This window comes from Sorangium sp. So ce1014 (assembly GCF_051521505.1).
GTDB lineage: Bacteria > Myxococcota_A > Polyangia > Polyangiales > Polyangiaceae > Sorangium.
Map to the genome: position 1 here is coordinate 11874110 of NZ_CP150356.1, position 18245 is coordinate 11892354.

The 18245-nt window shown below is 69.9% G+C and carries 14 protein-coding genes; 8 read left to right on the forward strand and 6 right to left on the reverse strand.

Going from position 1 to position 18245, the window contains the following annotated elements; translation table 11 throughout:
• Positions 1-17: 17 nt before the first annotated feature.
• A complete protein-coding gene (locus WME75_RS44725; RefSeq protein ID WP_437484270.1) occupies positions 18-1031 on the forward strand; it encodes a hypothetical protein in 1014 nt (337 codons plus the stop codon).
• A gap of 319 nt (positions 1032-1350) precedes the next feature.
• Entirely contained in the window at positions 1351-2793 is a 1443-nt protein-coding gene (locus WME75_RS44730) for a PAS domain-containing protein (protein ID WP_437484273.1), read from the forward strand.
• Positions 2794-2815: 22 nt separating this feature from the next.
• Here WME75_RS44730 and WME75_RS44735 read toward each other — a convergent pair whose 3' ends face one another.
• Positions 2816-5593: a hypothetical protein gene (locus WME75_RS44735; RefSeq protein WP_437484276.1), complete on the reverse strand. Its 2778-nt coding sequence runs from the start codon at positions 5591-5593 to the stop codon at positions 2816-2818.
• Positions 5594-5870: 277 nt separating this feature from the next.
• Here WME75_RS44735 and WME75_RS44740 point away from each other — a divergent pair, with 277 nt between their 5' ends.
• The 3 genes from WME75_RS44740 to WME75_RS44750 are packed head-to-tail and all read left to right on the forward strand — an operon-like array spanning position 5871 to position 8106.
• A complete protein-coding gene (locus WME75_RS44740; protein ID WP_437484279.1) occupies positions 5871-6248 on the forward strand; it encodes an ArsR/SmtB family transcription factor in 378 nt (125 codons plus the stop codon).
• Positions 6245-6748: an SRPBCC family protein gene (locus WME75_RS44745; RefSeq protein ID WP_437484282.1), complete on the forward strand. Its 504-nt coding sequence runs from the start codon at positions 6245-6247 to the stop codon at positions 6746-6748. Before WME75_RS44740 ends, WME75_RS44745 begins: the two co-directional genes overlap by 4 nt.
• A 41-nt stretch (positions 6749-6789) precedes the next feature.
• The gene (locus WME75_RS44750) at positions 6790-8106 is read left to right on the forward strand and encodes a hypothetical protein (RefSeq protein ID WP_437484285.1); all 1317 of its coding nucleotides are present in this window, start codon (positions 6790-6792) and stop codon (positions 8104-8106) included.
• 71 nt (positions 8107-8177) lie between these two features.
• On the opposite strand, the gene WME75_RS44755 is transcribed toward WME75_RS44750, so the two are convergent.
• Positions 8178-11414 carry a hypothetical protein gene (locus WME75_RS44755; protein WP_437484288.1) on the reverse strand — a complete coding sequence of 1079 codons (3237 nt, stop codon included), beginning with the start codon at positions 11412-11414 and terminating at the stop codon, positions 8178-8180.
• 204 nt (positions 11415-11618) lie between these two features.
• On the opposite strand from WME75_RS44755, the gene WME75_RS44760 reads away from it, so the two are divergent.
• The 3 genes from WME75_RS44760 (at position 11619) to WME75_RS44770 (ending at position 14543) form a co-directional block, all read left to right on the forward strand.
• Entirely contained in the window at positions 11619-12113 is a 495-nt protein-coding gene (locus tag WME75_RS44760; RefSeq protein WP_437484290.1) for a GNAT family N-acetyltransferase, read from the forward strand.
• Positions 12114-12166: 53 nt separating this feature from the next.
• Entirely contained in the window at positions 12167-13810 is a 1644-nt protein-coding gene (locus tag WME75_RS44765) for a 5'-nucleotidase C-terminal domain-containing protein (RefSeq protein ID WP_437484293.1), read from the forward strand.
• Between the two features lie 301 nt (positions 13811-14111).
• Positions 14112-14543 carry a nuclear transport factor 2 family protein gene (locus tag WME75_RS44770; protein WP_437484296.1) on the forward strand — a complete coding sequence of 144 codons (432 nt, stop codon included), beginning with the start codon at positions 14112-14114 and terminating at the stop codon, positions 14541-14543.
• A gap of 387 nt (positions 14544-14930) precedes the next feature.
• Here the strand turns inward: WME75_RS44770 and WME75_RS44775 are convergent, their stop codons facing one another.
• The 4 genes from WME75_RS44775 to WME75_RS44790 all read right to left on the reverse strand — a co-directional run bounded on the left by WME75_RS44775 (position 14931) and on the right by WME75_RS44790 (position 18212).
• Positions 14931-16319, reverse strand: a complete 1389-nt coding sequence (locus tag WME75_RS44775; protein WP_437484298.1) for a cytochrome P450 — start codon at positions 16317-16319, stop codon at positions 14931-14933.
• Between the two features lie 122 nt (positions 16320-16441).
• The gene (locus WME75_RS44780) at positions 16442-16939 is read right to left on the reverse strand and encodes a hypothetical protein (protein WP_437484301.1); all 498 of its coding nucleotides are present in this window, start codon (positions 16937-16939) and stop codon (positions 16442-16444) included.
• 4 nt (positions 16940-16943) lie between these two features.
• The gene (locus WME75_RS44785; RefSeq protein WP_437484304.1) at positions 16944-17459 is read right to left on the reverse strand and encodes a hypothetical protein; all 516 of its coding nucleotides are present in this window, start codon (positions 17457-17459) and stop codon (positions 16944-16946) included.
• 30 nt (positions 17460-17489) lie between these two features.
• Positions 17490-18212 (reverse strand): hypothetical protein, encoded by a 723-nt coding sequence (locus WME75_RS44790; protein ID WP_437484307.1) that lies wholly within the window; start codon positions 18210-18212, stop codon positions 17490-17492.
• Between the last annotated feature and the right edge of the window lie 33 nt (positions 18213-18245).

Sequence of the window (18245 nt, forward strand, 5' to 3'; positions counted from 1 at the left end):
TGCCATGGAAGCCGTGCATGGGAGACGCCGACATCACCTTGCGCCACCTCGCCCGAAGGCGCCCCGAGGACCTGGTGCGCGCCCTCGTCCCCGAGGGACGCCGCATCGAGGTCCTCGGCTGGGTCGACAGCCAGGTCACGAACATCGAGCGCCGCCTCGACAAGGCCCTGCGCCTGCGGGTCGACGGCGAGCCGCGGGTGTTGCACGTCGAGTTCTGCTTCGCGCTCCGCGACGACGTTCCGGATCGCCTCTTCGAATACCTCGGCTTCCTCTTCGCCGCGCTTCGCCTCGAAGGCCCCGGGGAGCCGGTGCCGCCGATCGAGAGCGTCGCCGTGGTCCTGTCGGGCCGCAGCCGGCGGTTGCCGGCGACCGGCCAGCGCCGCACCGCCTGGCCGGGGCGGCCGTTCAGCGGCACGCACTTCCGCGTCGACGCCGTCTACCAGCGCACGGTCGGCGAGCTCCGGGCGCGCGGCAGCGTGCTCTGGCTGGTATTCACCCCGCTTGCACGTAACGCGACCGCGGCGGCGCTGAAGGAGGTGGTCGCGGAGATCCACGCGGGGGCGACGACCGTCGAGGAGCGGGCCGAGCTGTACACGGCGCTCCTGGTGATGGCGACCATCGATCCCTGGGGGCATAATCTGCTGAAGGAGCTCATCATCATGGTGGAGGACAAGGAAGAGGGGCTGCTCCGGCGCACGCCGATCATCGGGGAGATGATCATCGAGGCCGAGCGACGAGGAGAGCAGCGAGGCGAGCTGCGAGGCGAGCTGCGAGGCGAGCTGCGCGGAGAGCAACGAGGCGAGCAACGCGGCGAGCTGCGCGGAGAGGAGCGTGGCAAGCAGCAGGCGATCGCCGAGCTGCTCGGCCGCCTCTTCGCGCGGCGGCTCGGGCGACGACCGACGGCCGAAGAAGAGCGCTCGATCCTCGAGCGAGCCCGCGCGATCGGCCCGTGCGAGGTCGAGGATGCATTGCTCGATCTCGAGGGCGAGGCGCTGGTTCGCTGGCTCGCGGAGCCGATACGCCCATCGTGAGCTCCTGCAGGAAGACAGGAGACCGGGCGCGCGACTCCCGCCTTCATGTCGCCCTCCCCGGTCCGGGCGGGCCACCACCCGGATGCCGGTGCCCCTCACAGCGATGGAGCTGGCGCCCACGCGCTGTCAAATGATATCACCGGAGCACGGCTCGCTTTGTAGCTAGTGCTCGACCGTCCCAGAACCAAGGTCCTCCCGGCAGTCTCCTACCTGTTCGCACCTGGTGTCTCGACGGTGACCCGAGCTCGGTTCTACACCCATCGCGAGAGGCCTGGGAGCGCGCCGGGCTCGCCACCTCTGGCCTTGTTGCAAGGAAGCAATGGATAACAGGCTCACCTCGATCTCGTGTACGACGCTGCTGAACGGCACGCCCATGCCGATGGCGTTGCTCTCCGGCACGGGGGAGGTGGTCGCCTGTAACCCACCCTGGGAGCAGCGCGTCGGTCCTCCCGGGCGGGTCCTCGAGCGCGTGCACGAGGACGATCGCGGCGAGCTGACGGCGCGGATGACGGCCGCGCGCGCCGCCGCGGGCAGCGTCTCCGCGACGGCGCGCCTCGTGGACGCCCGCGGCAAGACCACCCCGCTGCGATGGACCCTGTGGCGCGCCGACGACACGGCGCTCTGGGCCGCCGTGAAGCCCGATCGCGAGGCGTGGGAGACGCAGGCGCGCGTCCTCGTCGACGTGTTCCAGACCATGGATGCGGTGATCTGGGCCTGCGACCGGGCGGGCACGCTCCAGGTCTCCGACGGCAACGGGCTCGTGAACCTCGGGCTCAAGTCGGGCCAGCTCGTCGGAAAGACCATGCTCGAGCTCTACGGCGAGGGCGCGCAGGTCCACGAGCTGTGCAAGCGCGCGCTCGCCGGCGAGACGGTCCGCATGGACACCGTGGCCGACGGCGTGCACTGGATCGTGCACTACGCGCCCCGCCGCGGCGAGGACGGCGAGATCGATGGCGTGCAGACGTTCGGCATCAACCTGGCCGACCACGTCAACCTCGCCGCGCAGGCGGAGCTGCTCCGCGCGTGCATCAGCAGCATGCCGATCATCATCTGGGCGTTCGACAAGGACGGCGTCTGCGTGGTGGCGCAGGGCGGGGCGCTCGCGCAGGTCGGCGCGATGGAGCGAAACGGGCTGGGCAAGCACATGGTCGAGCTCTGCGGCGACACGGACGACGTGCGCGAGGCCTTCCAGCGCGCCCTCTCCGGCGAGGTCGCGCACGCCGAGCAGCACCGGCAAGACGGCGTCTGGCGGACCCGGTTCGTCCCCCAGAAGGACGTGCTCGGCGAGATCATCGGCGTCGGCGCCATCAGCGAGGACATCACGCAGCAGCGCCGCGTCGAGCAGCAGCTGCGGGAGCAGCTGCGGCTCACCCGGGATCAGCAGGAGTCGATCGCACGGCTGTCGAGCCCGATCATCGAGGTCTGGCAGGACGTGCTCATCGTGCCCTTGATCGGCGCGGTCGACGCGGATCGCGCGGCGATGGTGATGGAGTCGCTGCTCGCGGCCGTCGTGGAGCGGCAGGCGGCCTTCGCCATCCTCGACCTCACCGGCATCGATTCGGTCGACACGACCACGGCGCAGCACCTGATCAAGATCACCAATGGGCTCACGCTGCTCGGCTGCCGGGCCGTGGTCACCGGCATCCGCCCGCCGGTCGCGCAGACGATGGTCGGGCTGGGCTTCGATCTCTCGCAGGTATGCACGCTGCGCAGCCTGAAAGAGGCGCTGCGCTGGTGCATGCGCGAGGCGCGGCGCGGCTGAGGCGCCGCGCCGCGCCGCCCGCTCAGCCGGGGCTCGACGGATCCGCCGGATCCGTGCCGGCGTCGCGCTCGTCGCCGTCGCGAACGCCGTCGCCGTCGCGGTCGACGCCGCTCCGCGGGCCCGAGCCGGGCGGCGTGCAGGTGTACGTCACCCGGTGCCCGGTGAGCACGGAGAACCAGCGCAGGCCGACGTCGCTCACCGGCGGGGCCGCGCTCCGATCGGTGGTGAACTGGCCACCTCCTGCATAGAGCATCCCGATCTCCTCGAGGAAGAACGGGATCTTCGCCACGAGGTCGCACTCCCCGACCTCGGCGCGATCGAGGAGCAGGTCGATCCGCGGCCAGGCCGCCGCCGCGTTGTGCGCGCCGAGCGTGACCTGCTGGCCGACGATCGGCGCGAGGTTCGTGTCGAACGCGAGCATGAAGTCCACCGCTTGCTGGCGCAGGATCACCCCGGAGGCGTCGAGCGGGAAGCCGTTCGGCGTGAAGCCGCTCTCCTCGAACCCGATCGCCTGGTGGAAGCGGAAGAGCGTGTCCATGACCCCGTCGTGCATGAACCCGAAGCCGCGGATCTGGTCGCCCATGAACTCGTTGTCTCCGGGGTGGAAGAGGCTCGGGACCGCGGCCATGCCGAACATGCCGACCTTCTGGTACATGTTGCGCAGGTGAGGGTTCTTGAAGCTCTGACCGTTCTCCTGTCCGACGCTCGAGCCGTCCGACCCGAAGAAGCCGGGGAAAGGCTCGCCGACGTCGGCGTTCGCGTCGGGGTCCAGGCTGTGGCAGGACGCGCATGAGAACGTGCCGTCGACGCCCTCGCGGACGAAGTGATCGCGCCCGGCCTGCTGGTCGGCGGTGAGGGAATTGTCGAGATTCCGGATCGGGTTCGGCGGATACGTCAGCTGGAGGATGAAGTCGGTGAACGCCTCCATGTCGTCGTCCGGGATGGGCGCGTCCCGGCCGAGCAGGCCGGTGAAGCCGGCCTGGAATCGCCTGAACGCCGCGCGCTCGTCGAAGGACCCGCTGTCCGGCTGCGCGGTGGGCTCGTCGTTGCCGCCCGTGCGGTCGCCGCGCCAGTGCATCGGCCCGTGGTTGGCCATCCCGCGCAGGCTCTGGGTCGTCATCGGCCCCTTCATGGGCTTCAGCGTGGTGTCGGCGGGGAACGGCGGGTTGATGCTCGTGAACGGCCCAGCGTTCGTCTGGGTGGTCGCGTCCGGATTGCCGAGGTCCCAGGCCAGGCTGTCGAGATCGCCGAACACGTGGCAGCTCGCGCACGACGAGTCGCCGTGGCTCGACGTGAAGCTCGCGTCGTGGAGGAACACCCGCCCGCGGACCACGCTCTCCGGCTCGGGGTTGTGGAGCGCGAGGTGCGCGGTCTCGGCGCGCGTCACGGTGTTGATGATCGAGATGGAGTTGTCGAAGCGCGTGAGCACGTACAGCCGGCCGCGCGGCTGATCGAGCGCGAGCCCGCTCGGCCCGCCGCCGCTGACCGGGATCTGGCTCGCCAGGCTCGGCGTGAAGGTGTCGCTCTCCAGCTCGGTCGTCGTGAAGACCCCGATCTTGCTCGACCCGAACGCGGCGACGTAGAGCTTCGAGCCGTCGCTGGTCACCGCCATATCGACCGGCGTGGCCAGGCTCTTCGCGTTCTCCGGGTTGGGCACGGGGGCGCAGCACGTCGTGTAATCGATGTGCTTGTTCAGGTGCCGCGGCAGGGCCGCGCCGCCGCCGAGCACGGTGATCCGGCTCTCGTGCAGGTGCCCTCGGACGCTCGAGCCGGCGAAGGTGCCCGGGCCCTCGAAGCGATCGAGGTTGAACGCCTCGGTGTTGGAGACATAGACCTTCCCGTTCGCCGGGTTGACGACCATGTTGTAGAGGATGGTCCCCACGCCGGTGAAGAAGCCGGCGCTGCCGGGGCGCTGGTGCGGGGGGCTGGCCATGGCGTCGATGACGAAGACGTCCTTGTCCGGCAGCGAGAACCTGATCTCGTCGTCCCAGGGGCGGCCGAGGGTGTCGACCCAGTGGTCGCCGTCGTGGCGGACGATGAGCGATGTCGACGGCTGCGGCTCGCCGAGGAAGTTGGTGATCGGCGGCGGCAGTCCGCCGCCCTCCTCCACGAGCACGCGGTGGACGGCGGTCGTGCGATTGCCGGTGTGAAAGCCCGCGGCGTAGACCGAGGCCCCGTCAGGGCTGACCGCGAGCGCCCTCGGCGTGTCGGTGAAGAAGGTGAGGATCGTGAGGGGCGCGCCGCCGAGCGACGCGTCATTCACGACCGCGTTCGCGTTGAACACCCAGACGTCCGCGCGGCCGACCCCGGGCGTCGTCAGCTGCGGATCGAACGGCGCGTTCTGGCCCCGGTGGGCCGCGGTGATGAACGCGCGCGAGCGACCCGGGCCTGCGAAGACGATGTCGCGCGGCTCGTCCCCGACGAGGAGCGTGCGCACGAGGCGCGGGCGTGAGGGAAAGGACACGTCGACGACGCTGACGCTGTCCGAGAGGTGATTGACGACCCACACCTCGTCGTTGCTGCGCGCGGCGACGGCGACGGGCTCGAGGCCCACGCTCACGGAGGAGAGGTGCGAGAGGCCGCTCGAGGTGACGCGGAAGATCTCCAGGCGGTTGTCGGGTGTATTGGCCGCGAGCAGCAGCGTGCGGTCGGGCGAGAGTGCGAGCGGCCTCACCTGGCCGCTCTCGAAGAGCGTATACGACGGAGCCGCCTCCGCCCGGTGCCCGACCAAGAGGCACACGAAAACGGTGGCGGTGATGAGCAGGGAACTGAGAGAGCGTGGATGACGATGTAGGACCATCCTGACCTCCTTGCGGGGTAAAGGGGAGATATCCCCTCAGCATAGAACCGCATGGCGGCGCCCTGGAATCAAGTGTTGTTTGTATTTATCGATGCGCGCGGCCCTGCATTCGTGCCCCGCCGGAGCCGCGCCGCAGGATCGATGGTTGCATTGGCGGAACGCGGGCGGCGCCCATTGGATGGACGCTCACGTCGGGCACGCCGGTGCGTCAACTCCGCATGCCGGGGTGCGCCGTGCGGCTTGACGACGCGTAACAGATCGGTTACGCATCACGTCGATGGACGCGGTTGCCCAGGCGCTGGCGGATCCGATCCGGAGGGAGATCCTGCGGATGCTGCGCGACCGCAGCGCCACGGCCGGCAGCATCGCCGGCGCGTTTCCGGTCAGCCGCCCGGCGGTCAGCCGGCACCTGCGCGTGCTGCGCGAGGCGGGCCTGGTGCGCGACGTCCAGTGCGGCCGCGAGCGCGAGTACCGCCTCGAGCTCGGTGCGCTCGCCGAGATCGAGGCGTTCCTGCGAGAGCTGCACGCCGAGAGCCCGTGGCACCGCCGTTTTGACGCGCTCGAGACCGAGGTGCACCGCGTCGGCCGACAGCGGCGCATGGTGACCGCGACCCCATCCAGCAACGAAACGAAACGCAAGAAGGAGACAGCATGAGCCCCCGACCCACCGGCCGCGTCCGGAGCACGGCGACAGGCGCCGATCTCGTCATCACGCGCAGCTTTCGCGCTCCCATTGAAGACGTCTGGCAGAGCGTCACCGCCTCCGAGAGCACGGCGCGCTGGATCGGCCCGTGGGAGGGGGAGGCGGGGTCCGGCAAGACGGTGCGCCTCCAGATGGCGTTCGAGCAGGGGGCGCCGTGGTGCGACGTCTCGATTGACGCGTGCGAGCCGCCGCATCGCGTCGCGCTCGCGACGAAGGACGATTACGGCGAGTGGCGGCTCGAGCTGTCGCTCGCGGCGAAGGGCGAGACGACCGAGCTCACCTTCGTCCAGCACCTCACCGATCCCGCGCTCGCCGGCGATACAGGGCCGGGCTGGGAGTATTACCTCGACATGCTCGTCGCCTCCCGGCTCGGTGAGCCGCTGCCCAGCTTCGCCGACTACTATCCGGCGCAGCGCGATTACTACCTGGGCGACGCCCGCACGGAGGCATAGCCGATCACGGCGCGCGGGCGTACTCCGGCGAGACGCTGGCCGTGAACCAGGCCGCTGAGCTCTTCTACTGGGGAGAATACGAGCCCGACCCCATCCGTGACGCGCGCGCCGCCGCCAACACCGAGCGAGAGCCCGTCCGGTTCCCCGACACGCCGGCCGGGATCAGGAAGGTCTCGATCCAGAACGACAACTGGTTCTGCGTGCTGCGCGACGACAGCGACGTGTCCTGCTGGGATGACGAGCTCGACGCGTGGCAATTCATGGCGCTCGGTGACGGCGCGCGGATCACGGACATCAGCGTGGCGCCGTGGTCGGTGTGCGGTCTCGACGAGGGCGGCGCCGTCCACTGCGCGGGCCCAAGCCACGAGTCCTGCGCCCCGGTGCAGCTGGACTTCGGAGGGGAGCGCGTCGTCTCGCTCCGAAAGGGCTGCGCGGTGACGGAATCAGACGCGGTCTATTGCGGGGTCGGCGACGAGAACGACGCGGGCCCTTGCCTCGCGGCGCCGGTGCCGGTGCCGGTGCCGGACGTCTCTGCCGCCGATTACGCGGAGGCGATCTTCAACCAGTGTTACGTCACGCTGGAGGGCGGCATTCGCTGCCAGGGACGCGGCGGCGACGGGGAGCTGGGCAACGACGCCTACGTCGATCGCACGACCTTCGTCGACGTGGATCTCTGGGCCGGCAAGGCGAAACGGGTGACGCTCGGGATCACGCCGTGCGCGGTGCTGGAGAACGACCGTCTCTGGTGCTGGGGTAATCGATTGCCAGAGCCGGGGCCGACCCAGGCTACGATCCCCACCATGGTCCCGCTCTGCGCGGGGGATCCGGCGCCGACGCCGCCCGCGCCCACCCCGCTCGGTAGCTTCGTCGACGTGACGGGCACACCTTCTGGTGCGGTGGAGCTGACGGACCCCTTCGGCGGTTGTGAAGGGCTCGACGTGGGCACGATCGTGTACAGACGGAGCACGAACGAGCTCGATTACGGCGTGTGCGGCCCCACCGGGCTCCTCGAGCGGGATGGTAGCATCACGGGCTTCTACGGGGCCCAGCTGCACGTCGGGATGTTCGAGTACGTCGACGAGGCGTACCCCCCGCCCGAGGGTCAAGAGAAGGGCTTCGGTGTCTTCCTCTGGTCCCAGAAGAGCGGGATCAACCAGACCTCGTGCCTCAGCAACGATGGCGCCCTATCCGGCGGCCGCTCTCGGACGGTCCTCGGGACCGGCGATGAGGCGTGCGGCGCCAAGGCCACCGTGCTCTCCACCTCGCCCTTTCGCATCCAGCTCAGCTTCACCCATCGCCGCTTCGCCGAGATCGAGCTCCGGCCCGTCCCGGGCGCCGACGCGATCACGATGCCGTAGCGCTCCGCGCAGGTGCGTACCTTCGGGTAGTCGTTCGGAGAATTCTCTGCGCCTCGATGGTGCGGCGGCGCTCAGGGGCTCATCGTGGCGACGAAGACGTCGGTGCCGGCCGCGTAGGGGATCGGCCCGGTCCCGAAGTCCGTGGCTCCCTCGGCAGCGCCGGTGACAGCGATCGTACCGTTCGGGGAGATGGTGATGGTCTTTGCGCTCGCGTCGAAGCTGCTCGTCCAGAGCGTCGTCCCGCTCGCGTCGAGCCTGGAGAGCCCGTCCCCGGCGATGACGATGCTCCCGGAGGGATCCAGGGCGAGCGCGTCGCCGAAGGGGATCGAGCGGCTCAAGACGTGCTCGCCCGCGGCGTCCAGCTTGATGAGCACCGGCCCCTCGGGGAGCACGCCGCCGCCGAAGTCGACGGTTCCGTCCGTGTAGCCCGTCACGAGGACCTCTTCGTCGGCATTGACCGCCAGCGCGAGGGCCGACGCTCCGATGTCTGTCTCGGAGAGCTCCGAGGGACCGAGCTGGCGGCTCCAGACGACGTCGCCGGTCGGGGTGTGCTTCTGGACGGTGAACCGGTGAGCGCAGGGGCAGGACGGGTGACCGGAGATGGACGCGCTCGCCGTGATCACGTCGCCGGCGCCGTCGACCGCGAGGAGAACGTTGTCGTTCTGGTTCTGGTAGTCGTCGTGGGTCGGGATCGCCGCCGTGAGAGGCTTGCTCCAGAGCAGGCTTCCTGCGGCGTCCAGCTTCGCCAGGGAGGCAGTCGACTCGCCCGCACCCGGGGTAAAAGACGTCACATAGGCATTGCCGAGCGTGTCGACGGAGAGCTGTTCGAAGCGCTGGCCAAAGTGCGGGTCTGACGAGACGGACCCCCGGCTCCAGATGTGATTCCCCTCGGGGTCGAGCTTGGCGACGAAGACCTCTTCGACATAGGTAGGGGACAGGAACTCGCAGCCGCCGAAGGTCAGGCGCGACCACCCGTCGGGAACGTGGGTGCCGGCCAGCAAGACGTTGCCGCTTCCATCGACGGCGACGGCTCGGCCGGTCTCATTGGAGCTGCCGCCGAAGTGCTTGCTCCAGAGCAAAGCGCCGGTGGGATCGAGCTTGAGGAGGAACACGTCCGTGAGGCCGGCGCTGGTCAGAGCTCCGGCGCCGAAGTCGACGGCACCTTCGAAGGAGCCGGTGACGTAGTAGTTGCCGGCGGCGTCGCTCGCGATGGACCAGCCCACGTCGGCGCCGGTGCCGCCGTAGCCTCGGGACCACGGCGGCTGCGAAGGACAAATGTGTTCGCCGTCGCAATCCTCGTCCTCCGGTGTCGCGCAGACCTCTCCGGTGGGCGTCACCTCGCCTGCGCAGGGACCGTAGCCGGCACCGTCGGGGAGGCATGTCTGCGTGCCAGGAGCGCAGCGCCCGACGCCCCGGGTCCCGGCCGGGCCGGTGTAACACGCGACGACCGAGCCGGGCACGCACGTCGCAGGCGGGTCGCCGCCGGTCGAGCCGCCACCTGCGCCGGTCGACCCTGCGCCGCCGCCGCCGCCGCCGCCGCCGCTCATCGGCGGGTTGAAGGCAGCGACGTAGGCGTCGGCATGCCCTCCTCCTCCATAGGTGATCGGGCCGGTTCCGAAGTCCACGGGGCCGAACGCGCTGCCCGCGACGGCGACCATGCCGTTGGGGGACAGGGCGATATCCTGCACGTCGGCATTGAAGTTGATCGACCAGAGCTCCATCCCGCTCGCATCGATCTTCGAAAGGCCGCGACCGGCGACGATGATGTCGCCGGCGGGATCGAGCACGATCCTGCCGCCGAAGCGGACCGAGCGGCCGAAGATAGGCTCGCCTGCGGCATCCAGCTTGACGAGGACGGAGCCGACGGGGAGGGTCCCGCTGCCGAAATCGATGGATCCATCCGTCACGCCTGTCACGAAGATCTCGTCCGCAGCATCGATCGCCACCGCGTGCGCCGTCACGCCGCCGCCGAACAAAGGGTCCGAGCTGGATTCGAAAGCCTGCACCCAGAGCACATCGCCCGTCGGAGCGTACTTGGAGACGACGAACGTGCTCGCAACGATGGGAGCGGCGCCCGCGCCCGCGGTCGCCACCACCACGGCGTTGCCGGCGCTGTCGAGCGCGAGCCGCGCGCCGTAGGGGAAGCTTACGGGTACTGTCTCCCTCCAGAGGAGGGCCTTGCTCGCGGCGTCGATCTTCACGAGGTAGGCGGTCTGCCACTGGAGGTAGACGACGTACATATCGCCAAGAGCATCGACGGCGATCTGCTCTACGGACTGCACATTCGGAAACGCATAGGGGCCATCGCTCCAGATGTGGTTGCCGTCGGGATCGAACTGGGCCACAAAGAAGGTCGTCTGCGGGGTTATGTCTTCGATGGGGAGGGGACATCCGCCCAGATCGAGCCCCGGCAGCCCGGGCGTGGATTCGTACCTCCCGGTGAGGAAGACGTTGCCGTTCTCGTCGACGGTCACGGCGCCTCCGCGCTCGTCGCGCTCGATCCCGATGCGCTTGCTCCAGAGCACCGAGCCCGAGGGATCGAGCTTGAGAAGGAAGATATCCGCCTGTCCGGCGCTGGTCAGAGGGCCGGTACCGAAGTCGACGGTCCCTCTGAAGGAGCCCGAGACGTAGTAGTTGCCGTGGGCGTCGCTCGCGATGGACCAGCCCTCGTCGCTGGCAGGGCCGCCGAAGCCCCGCGCCCACGGCGGCGGCTGAGCGCAGTGGGGCTCGCCGTCGCAGCTCTCGTCCTCTGGCGTGGCGCAGCGCTCCGGGGCGGGCGTCACCTCGCCTGCGCACGCGTCGTAGCCGAAGCCGTCGGGGCGGCAGGTCTGCGTCCCGGAAGCGCAGCGCCCGATACCGTTCGTCCCGGCAGGGCCGGTGTAGCAGGCGACGACCGCGCCCGGCACGCACGTGACTGGCGGGGGGCCGCCCGTCGAGTTGCTGCCGCCGGTGCCTTGTGCGCCGCCGCCGCCGCCGGTGCCTTGTGCGCCGCCGTCGCCGCCGGTGCCAGGCGCACCACCGGTGCCTTGTGCGCCGCCGCCGCCGCCGGTGCCTTGTGCGCCGCCGTCGCCGCCGGTGCCGGGTGCGCCGCCGTCGCCGCTCGAGCCACCCGCTCCCTCCGTGACGCCGCCGCTGCTCGCCCCCGGCGAGCCGCCGCTGCCGCCTGTGCCTTCTGCGCCGCCGTTGCCCCCGCCGCGCCCGATGGGCTCGCACGCGGTGAGGCCGGCAAGGGCCGCGATGGTCAGGGCGGAAGCCCTCCAGGGGCGACCCCTGGGGCTCACGCCACGGCGTTCAATGGTTTCGGACATGGCGGCTTCGTTGCTCGACAGGAGCGCCGCGTTCATCCGGTCTCCACGAAAAGCGGCTCGCCCTCTCCCCCTGGCGCTTCAACCAAGCGTCCTGTTACGCTGCGGTCTCGTCCTGCCGGCGTTCGACGCAGGCCGGCAATGGGGTTTGAGCAGGCCAGAGGAGTTGCCATGGCGGATTCCAATACAGTTGTTCTCGATGAGGCGATGTCGTCCGATGCCCTGCTGCTGTCCAACCTCCTCGAGCTGTACATTCACGATCTCAGCGACGTGTTCCCCGGCATAGAGTTGAGGGCGGACGGGCGCTTCGGCTACGACAAGCTCCCTCTCTACGGGTCCGAGCGGGACCGCCGGTTCGCCTTCGTCCTTCGATGTGGCGGCCGCGTCGCGGGGTTCGTCCTGGCGACGCGGGGCTCGCCGGCGGCGGCTGACCCGGACGTCCTCGATATCGCCGAGTTCTTCGTCCTGCGGCGATACCGCCGCTCCGGCGTGGGCCGCCGGGCGGCCGTCCTCCTCTGGCAGCGCATTCCGGGCAAGTGGACCGTGCGCGTCTCCGAGGGGAACGCAGCGGCCCTCGAGTTCTGGCGCGGCGTCGTCGCGGAGTTCACGAACGGCGCTGCGACGGAGTCAACGCGCCCTGGCCAGCCGCATGCCTGGCGGGTGTTCTCCTTCGAGAGCGTTCCCGAGCGCGTCGCCCTCTGACGCCGATGTGCGCGGAGAGCGCGGGCCCGCGCGCTGGGCTATCTTCAGGGGACATGACCGCCGGCGACCAAGGCACGCCCAGAGGCCCCTCTCTGCGGATCGTCTGCGTGAACGACGTCTACTCGCTCGACAACCTCCCGCGCCTCGCGAGCCTGGTCAGGCATCACGCCGCCGGGCCGGCGGATCGCTTCATCGCGGTGATGGCCGGCGACTTCCTCGCGCCGAGCCTCCTCTCGAGCCTCGATCACGGCAGGGGCATGGTCGACTGCATGAACGCGGTGCCGATCACGCACACCATCTTCGGCAACCACGAGGCCGACGTGGAGCTCCACGAGCTCATGGCGCGGGTGCAGGAGTTTCAGGGCACGTGGCTCAACACCAACATGCCCTCGTTCGCTCCGGCGCTGCCCACGCACGAGATCCTCGCCGTCTCGAGCCCCGGCGGGCGGACGGTCCGGGTCGGCCTCCTCGGCCTGCTCGTCCACGTGCAGGGCCTGTACCGGCGGGGCGCGTTCGGGGGGATCCCCATCGCGCCGGCCAACGAGACGGCCGTCCTCTGGGCCCGTCGGCTCGTCCACGAAGAGGGCTGCGCCTGCGTGATCCCGATAACGCACCAGAGCCGCGGCGAGGACCTCGCGCTCGCGCGGATGCAGCGCGACCCGCGCTTTCCCGTGATCCTCGGCGGCCACGAGCACGAGGTGCTCCTCGACGACGTCGACGGCTGCTGGGTCGTCAAGGCTGGCACCGACGCGGCGAGCGCGGCCGTCATCGATCTCGCGTGGCCTGCCGAGGCGCCGCCTGCCGGCGTGCCTGACCTGCCCGCGGTCACCGTCCGGATCGAGGACGTCGGCGGCTATCCCGAGGATCCGGCGATGCGCGCGCGCGTGGACCGCCACATGCAGCTCGTGCGCGACCTCGACGCGGCCACCCTCCTCCGGCTCCCGCCGGGGAGCGCGCTGTCGTCCGTCGGGACGCGGACGCGGCAGACCTCGCTCGGGGCGCTCCTCTGCTCGCGGATCCGGGACGCGGTCGAGGCGGACGGGTGCCTGTTCAACGGCGGCGGCATCCGCGGCGGTCGAGAGTACCGTGAGCGCTTCACCTACGGGGATCTCAAGGCCGAGGTGCCCTTCAGCAACGAGGTGGTGGTGGTCCGCATGCCCGGCCGCGTCGTCCGCGAGGCCGTCGCCGCGTCGCGGTCGCGCGCCCCCGCCCAGCACGCCGGCTACCTCCAGATCGACGATCGCATGGCGACCGATGACCGAGGCGTCCTGACCGCGATCGGCGGCCTCCCGCTGGTCGACGACCGCGCGTACCGGATCGCCCTCCCGCGCGCGCTCCTCGGCGGCATGGATGACATCGCTCCGCTGGCCCGCTTCGCCAAGGAACACCCGGAGGAGGTGCCGCCGGTGGACAGCGGCCGCGAGCCGAAGCTCGTCCTGGCCGAGTCGTTCGCCGTGGAGCTCTGGCGCCAGCTCGGCACCTTCGAGGCGATCGACGCCGACCGCGATGGCCGCATCTCGGCCGAGGAGCTGAGGGCGGCTGTCTCGAGGGCGACCTCCGAGACGCCGTCCGAGGTGGTCGTCGGCGAGATGCTGAAGGCGCTCGACAGCGACGGGGACAGGCTCGTGACGCGCAGCGAGTCCGGCGCGCTCACCTCCGCGCCGGTGGCGGGGTCGCGCGGTCGATCCGAGCCGTGACGGGTCGCTTGGCGTGTCTTGAGGCCCTGCCCGGTGGCCACCGCGGAGTCCGCCAGCTCGACGACGTGGCGATTGGCGACTACCGCCCTGGCTATCCCGACGGCACCTGGCTCCGCGCCGCGCTCCACACGGGAGGGGGCGAGTTCGGCGTGTGCACGCCGCCCGAGCCATTCGTGGGCTTCGCGAGAGGACCCGCTGGCGCCCACCGCCGCCGAGCTCTCCGGAGGCCGGCCGCTGCGTCGTCCCGCGGGTCGTCTTCGAAGCTCTTGCATCAGAGCCGGCCGGGGAGCATTGTTTCTGCATGAGCGTCGAGGAGAGCGTCGAAGCGAAACGGCTCGTTCTGGTCGCAAACGAGGCCTTTTACGAGGCGTTCCGCTCCGGGGATCACCAGGCGATGCGCGAGGTGTGGTCCAAGCGGACGCCCGTGGCCTGCGCCCATCCCGGTATGCAGGCGCTCTCGGGGCGCGCCAGCGTGCTCGAGAGCTGGCGCCAGATCTTGCACCAAAGCTCGCCCTTACGCCTGCGCTGCCAAGGCGCCGTGGCGCACCTGTTCGGCGAATTCGCCTTCGTCACGTGCCTCGAGGCCGACGGCGACGAGCCTGCACACCTGTGCGCGACGAACATTTTCATCCTCGAAGACAGCCAATGGAAGATGGTCCACCACCATGCTGGTCCGCTCTCCACGCCAAGGCCGGAGCGGCGGGCTCCGGCTGGCTCGCGGCTCATGAACTGAGCGCCAGGCTCCGGCGGTCTGAGCTTGAACGGCGCCTCCCGCACGTGACGCGGGTCGTTGCGGTCGCGCCAGGCGTGCCCCAGCGGCGTAGTTGTCCGCGGTGCTCCGCAGGCCCCCTCGCCGCGACCGCGCGCCTCCCGCACGGAACCTGGCGGTCACCCGATCCATGATGGGAAGCTCGACTTTCGGATCCTGTTCGGACCTCGTGGATCCACGAGGTACGGTATGCGAGCCACCCATCGTTTGTTGGCGCTCTCTGCGCTCTTCCCCCTGTCCCCTGAGCCTGACTGTGTGACCGGGAGTTTCCACGCGAGCACGATCGGCACGATGGCGCTCGCCCCCGGCTCCACGGTGGCCTTGAACGCGATGGTCTGGCGGACAATGCGGTCAGACGGGGTGGAGCGTCATCTTGAGGCCATGGCGTGACCGGAAGGTGGTCATGGCCTGGGGCGACACCGGGTGACCGGGCAAGAGGCGCGCGCGGAGCCGCCTCAGCAGGACGGCGAGCAGGATCTGCGCCTCCATGATCGAGAACAGGTTGCCGATGCACTGCCGCGGTCCACCGCCGAACGGCATGAACGAGTAGCGCGGGCGGGAGGCCGAGCGCTCGGGGGTGAAGCGCTCGGGGTCGAACACCGCGGGGGCCTCCCAGAAGGCCGGATCGTAGTGCATGACGTACTGGCTGACGATGACGATCGCGCCGGCGGGCACGGGATAGCCGCAGATCTGGTCGTCCTCCTTCACGATGCGCGGGAGGAGCCAGGAGGGTGGATAGACGCGCATCGCCTCCAGGATCACCCTCTTCGTGTAGTCCATCTTTGACAGATCGGCGGCTGTCGGCCGCCTGTCGCCGAGGACCTCCTCGAGCTCCGCGCGGAGCTTGCGCTCGATCTCGGGGTGCCTGTCGAGCAGGTAGAAGAGCCAGGTCATCGTGATCGCCGTCGTCTCGTTGCCGGCGACGAACATGGTGACGAGCTCGTCCCGGAGCTGGCGGTCGTCCATCCCGGAGCCGGACTCGTCCTGCGCGCGCAGGAGCAGCGAGAGGAGGTCGTCCCGCTCTTCCCCGCCGCTGCGGCGTTCCCTGACGAGGCGCAGGATCGACGCGTCGATCCTGGAGATCGCGTCCCTGAGCGCGCGCTCGCCCGGGAGCAGGCGCTCGGGCATGAAGTAGAAGAACATCCTCGCGTTGATCGTCTGGAATGCGGCGCCGATCGCCTCGCCGAGGCTGTCGGTCTCCCGGGGGGAGATGCTGGCGCTGAACATCGTCGCGAGGATGACGCGCTGGGTGAGCTGCATCATCTCCCTGTCCATGTCGATGGCGGCGCCGGTGCGCGCCTGCTGCTCGAGCCGCGGCAGGTCGCTCTCGACGACATCGACCATGAGATCGACCAGGCTCGCGAGCTGCCGCGGCGCGAACAGCGGCTGCATGCGCCGGCGGTTCCGGAGCCACTCGTCGCCTCCGGCCGTGACGAGGCCGTTGCCGAGGAGCCTCGCGATGGGCCTCCACATCCCGCCTTCCTTGGTGAAGTTGCGCCAGTTGTCGTTGAATATGTACTGGGCCTGATCGGGGTGCGTCACCAGGTAGGCTCTGGCGGGGCCGAGGTCGAGCTCGATGAGCGCGCCCGGGTGCTGCCCCGCGAGCCGGCGGAAGAGGCCTGGCGCGTCCCGCACCAGCCCCGGAAGTAGCCCGATCACCGGATAGCCGCGGGCGCGCGGTGGAGGCTTGCGAATGGATGGTGCGGCGCCTCTGGACGGAGGATCGAATTCGTCGAGCATGGTCGCGCTCTCCTGGCCCATAGCGGAATTTCCGTATGCGGCCGGAGCGCATCGTACGCCGGTGCGCTCCGAGCGCTAGCTCAGGCCGCGCCGCGACGACGTGCGCCCGCGCGCCCCCTCGCTCAGGCGAAGTCGCGGAGCAGCGCTTCGTAGAATGCGTCGCTCATGAGGTAGTCTGCCCACCACGGCTCGACCGTCGTCGCGCCCCGGCGCTGCTGGAAGAGCACGAGATCGTCCAGCTCGCCGTCGTACCAGCCCCACAGGAAGCGGGCCCGCAGCACGTCCACGTTTCGCCTGCGGAGCTCGGCCACCGCGTCCTCGAGCGACTCGTCGTCGAACTCGTCGACGAGCGCCTCCGCCTCGTCGATGATCTCGCCGAGGTAGGCGAGCCCCTTCTTGGTGAGCTCGAACCGCGCCTTGCGGCGGTTGACCTCCACGAGGTCCGCGTTCACGAGCTCCTGCAGGACGTCCTCCAGCGGGCTCAGCTCGGACGGCATCACGAGGGGCATCTCCATGCCTCCGTCGGCGGGCTTCAGGTCCATCTTCTTCAGCACGTAGATGCCGGCATAAACCAGCTTCTGCTCGCGCGACACGACCGGCTGTCTGCGTCCATCGAACATCGTCTCACTCCGCGCTGTGCCAGGCCTCCGCCTCGAGGCGGATGTGCCGGCGACCGTCTTCGTCGGTGTCGAGCCACGCGTCGACGTCGCCGTCGGCGTAGTACACGGGGGTGAGCCCCGCCGCCTTCGGCCGGCGGATGCGCGCGGCGTGGGGGTTGCACATGGCGAGCACGATGGCGCGCTCGTCGGAGAGCGCGGCCGGCAGCCAGCGCTCGAGGAACGCCGACAGGAGCACGGTCACCGAGTAGTCCTTCGCGACCTCCTCGACGAAGAACTCGAGCTCCACGTCATCGGGCAGCACCTCCGGCTCGTCCGCGGCGTGCACCGCCACGACGAGCGCGCCCGCCACCCGGAGCGGCTCGCGATCCGCGCGGCCGTCGAGCCAGAGCTCGGCCACCCGGCACCAGCCGAACTGCGTGGACTCCACGTCCGGCTCGTCGCGGTGCTGTTCGAGGTTCAGCAGCTCCAGCGCGGGACGGCCGCGGAACGGGAGCTCCGAGATGCTTCGCAGGGGCTGCATCGCGGCGGGCGGTGCGCTCTTCGGTATCCGTTACGCGACGAGGCGCTCGGGCCTGCGACCGCGCTCGCCGCGGCGGACGCCGAAGCGCGAGCCGGCGCCGGACTTGCCGCTCCCGAAGCGGCTGCCGCCAGCGTTGTTGTAGCGCCGCCCGGTCTGCGACGACTTGCTGTTGTTGGCGCCGGACGGGCTCGAGGCGCGGTACGAGTCGCGCTGCGATCGGAGATCGGACGCGCGATTGGGCGGCGTTGTGTACGGCTGCGTGTAGACCGGCACGTAGTTCGGGCGAAACGCCGACGAGAGCATCGAGCCGAGGAGCATGCCGGACGCGATGCCCATCAACGGCGAGTGGTAGTAGCCGTAGGCGCCGTATCCGGACGTCTGGATCTGCGCGGTGCCTTCGCCGGAGACGTCACGGCGGATCGTGAACACCTTCTCGGGGTCCTGCACGCCGCCGTCGCTGTTCTTGTCGAAGAACCCGGTGACGACCTGCGTCTTGGCGTCCAGGTCCTGCACGGCCACGCTGATGACCTCGCTCCCCGTGTAGATCTCGTTGACGCGCCGCTCGAAGTCCTCGGGCCCCTCGGCGGTCTTGTACGCCTCGTTGATCTTGTCGAAGTCGAGGTCGACGTTGGTGTTCTCGGTGGTCGCCCACCGCTCGCCGGACCGCTCGCTGGTGCCGCTCTTACCGCAACCGGAGGCCGCGACGGCGAGGGCCGTCAAAACCACGACAGGCAGGATGGTCTTCGTTTGCATTTAGGAGGATCTTTCTGGAGCCATCGGGGGATT

Excerpts from the sequence above, each read along its gene's own strand:
- WME75_RS44760 (WP_437484290.1), top strand. The coding sequence starts at position 11,619 with ATGTCGTCCGATGCCCTGCTGCTGTCCAACCTCCTCGAGCTGTACATT.
- WME75_RS44775 (WP_437484298.1), bottom strand. The coding sequence starts at position 16,319 with ATGCTCGACGAATTCGATCCTCCGTCCAGAGGCGCCGCACCATCCATT.
- WME75_RS44740 (WP_437484279.1), top strand. The coding sequence starts at position 5,871 with ATGGACGCGGTTGCCCAGGCGCTGGCGGATCCGATCCGGAGGGAGATC.
- WME75_RS44745 (WP_437484282.1), top strand. The coding sequence starts at position 6,245 with ATGAGCCCCCGACCCACCGGCCGCGTCCGGAGCACGGCGACAGGCGCC.
- WME75_RS44765 (WP_437484293.1), top strand. The coding sequence starts at position 12,167 with ATGACCGCCGGCGACCAAGGCACGCCCAGAGGCCCCTCTCTGCGGATC.
- WME75_RS44730 (WP_437484273.1), top strand. The coding sequence starts at position 1,351 with ATGGATAACAGGCTCACCTCGATCTCGTGTACGACGCTGCTGAACGGC.
- WME75_RS44780 (WP_437484301.1), bottom strand. The coding sequence starts at position 16,939 with ATGTTCGATGGACGCAGACAGCCGGTCGTGTCGCGCGAGCAGAAGCTG.
- WME75_RS44770 (WP_437484296.1), top strand. The coding sequence starts at position 14,112 with ATGAGCGTCGAGGAGAGCGTCGAAGCGAAACGGCTCGTTCTGGTCGCA.
- WME75_RS44790 (WP_437484307.1), bottom strand. The coding sequence starts at position 18,212 with ATGCAAACGAAGACCATCCTGCCTGTCGTGGTTTTGACGGCCCTCGCC.
- WME75_RS44785 (WP_437484304.1), bottom strand. The coding sequence starts at position 17,459 with ATGCAGCCCCTGCGAAGCATCTCGGAGCTCCCGTTCCGCGGCCGTCCC.
- WME75_RS44755 (WP_437484288.1), bottom strand. The coding sequence starts at position 11,414 with ATGTCCGAAACCATTGAACGCCGTGGCGTGAGCCCCAGGGGTCGCCCC.
- WME75_RS44725 (WP_437484270.1), top strand. The coding sequence starts at position 18 with ATGGGAGACGCCGACATCACCTTGCGCCACCTCGCCCGAAGGCGCCCC.
- WME75_RS44735 (WP_437484276.1), bottom strand. The coding sequence starts at position 5,593 with ATGGTCCTACATCGTCATCCACGCTCTCTCAGTTCCCTGCTCATCACC.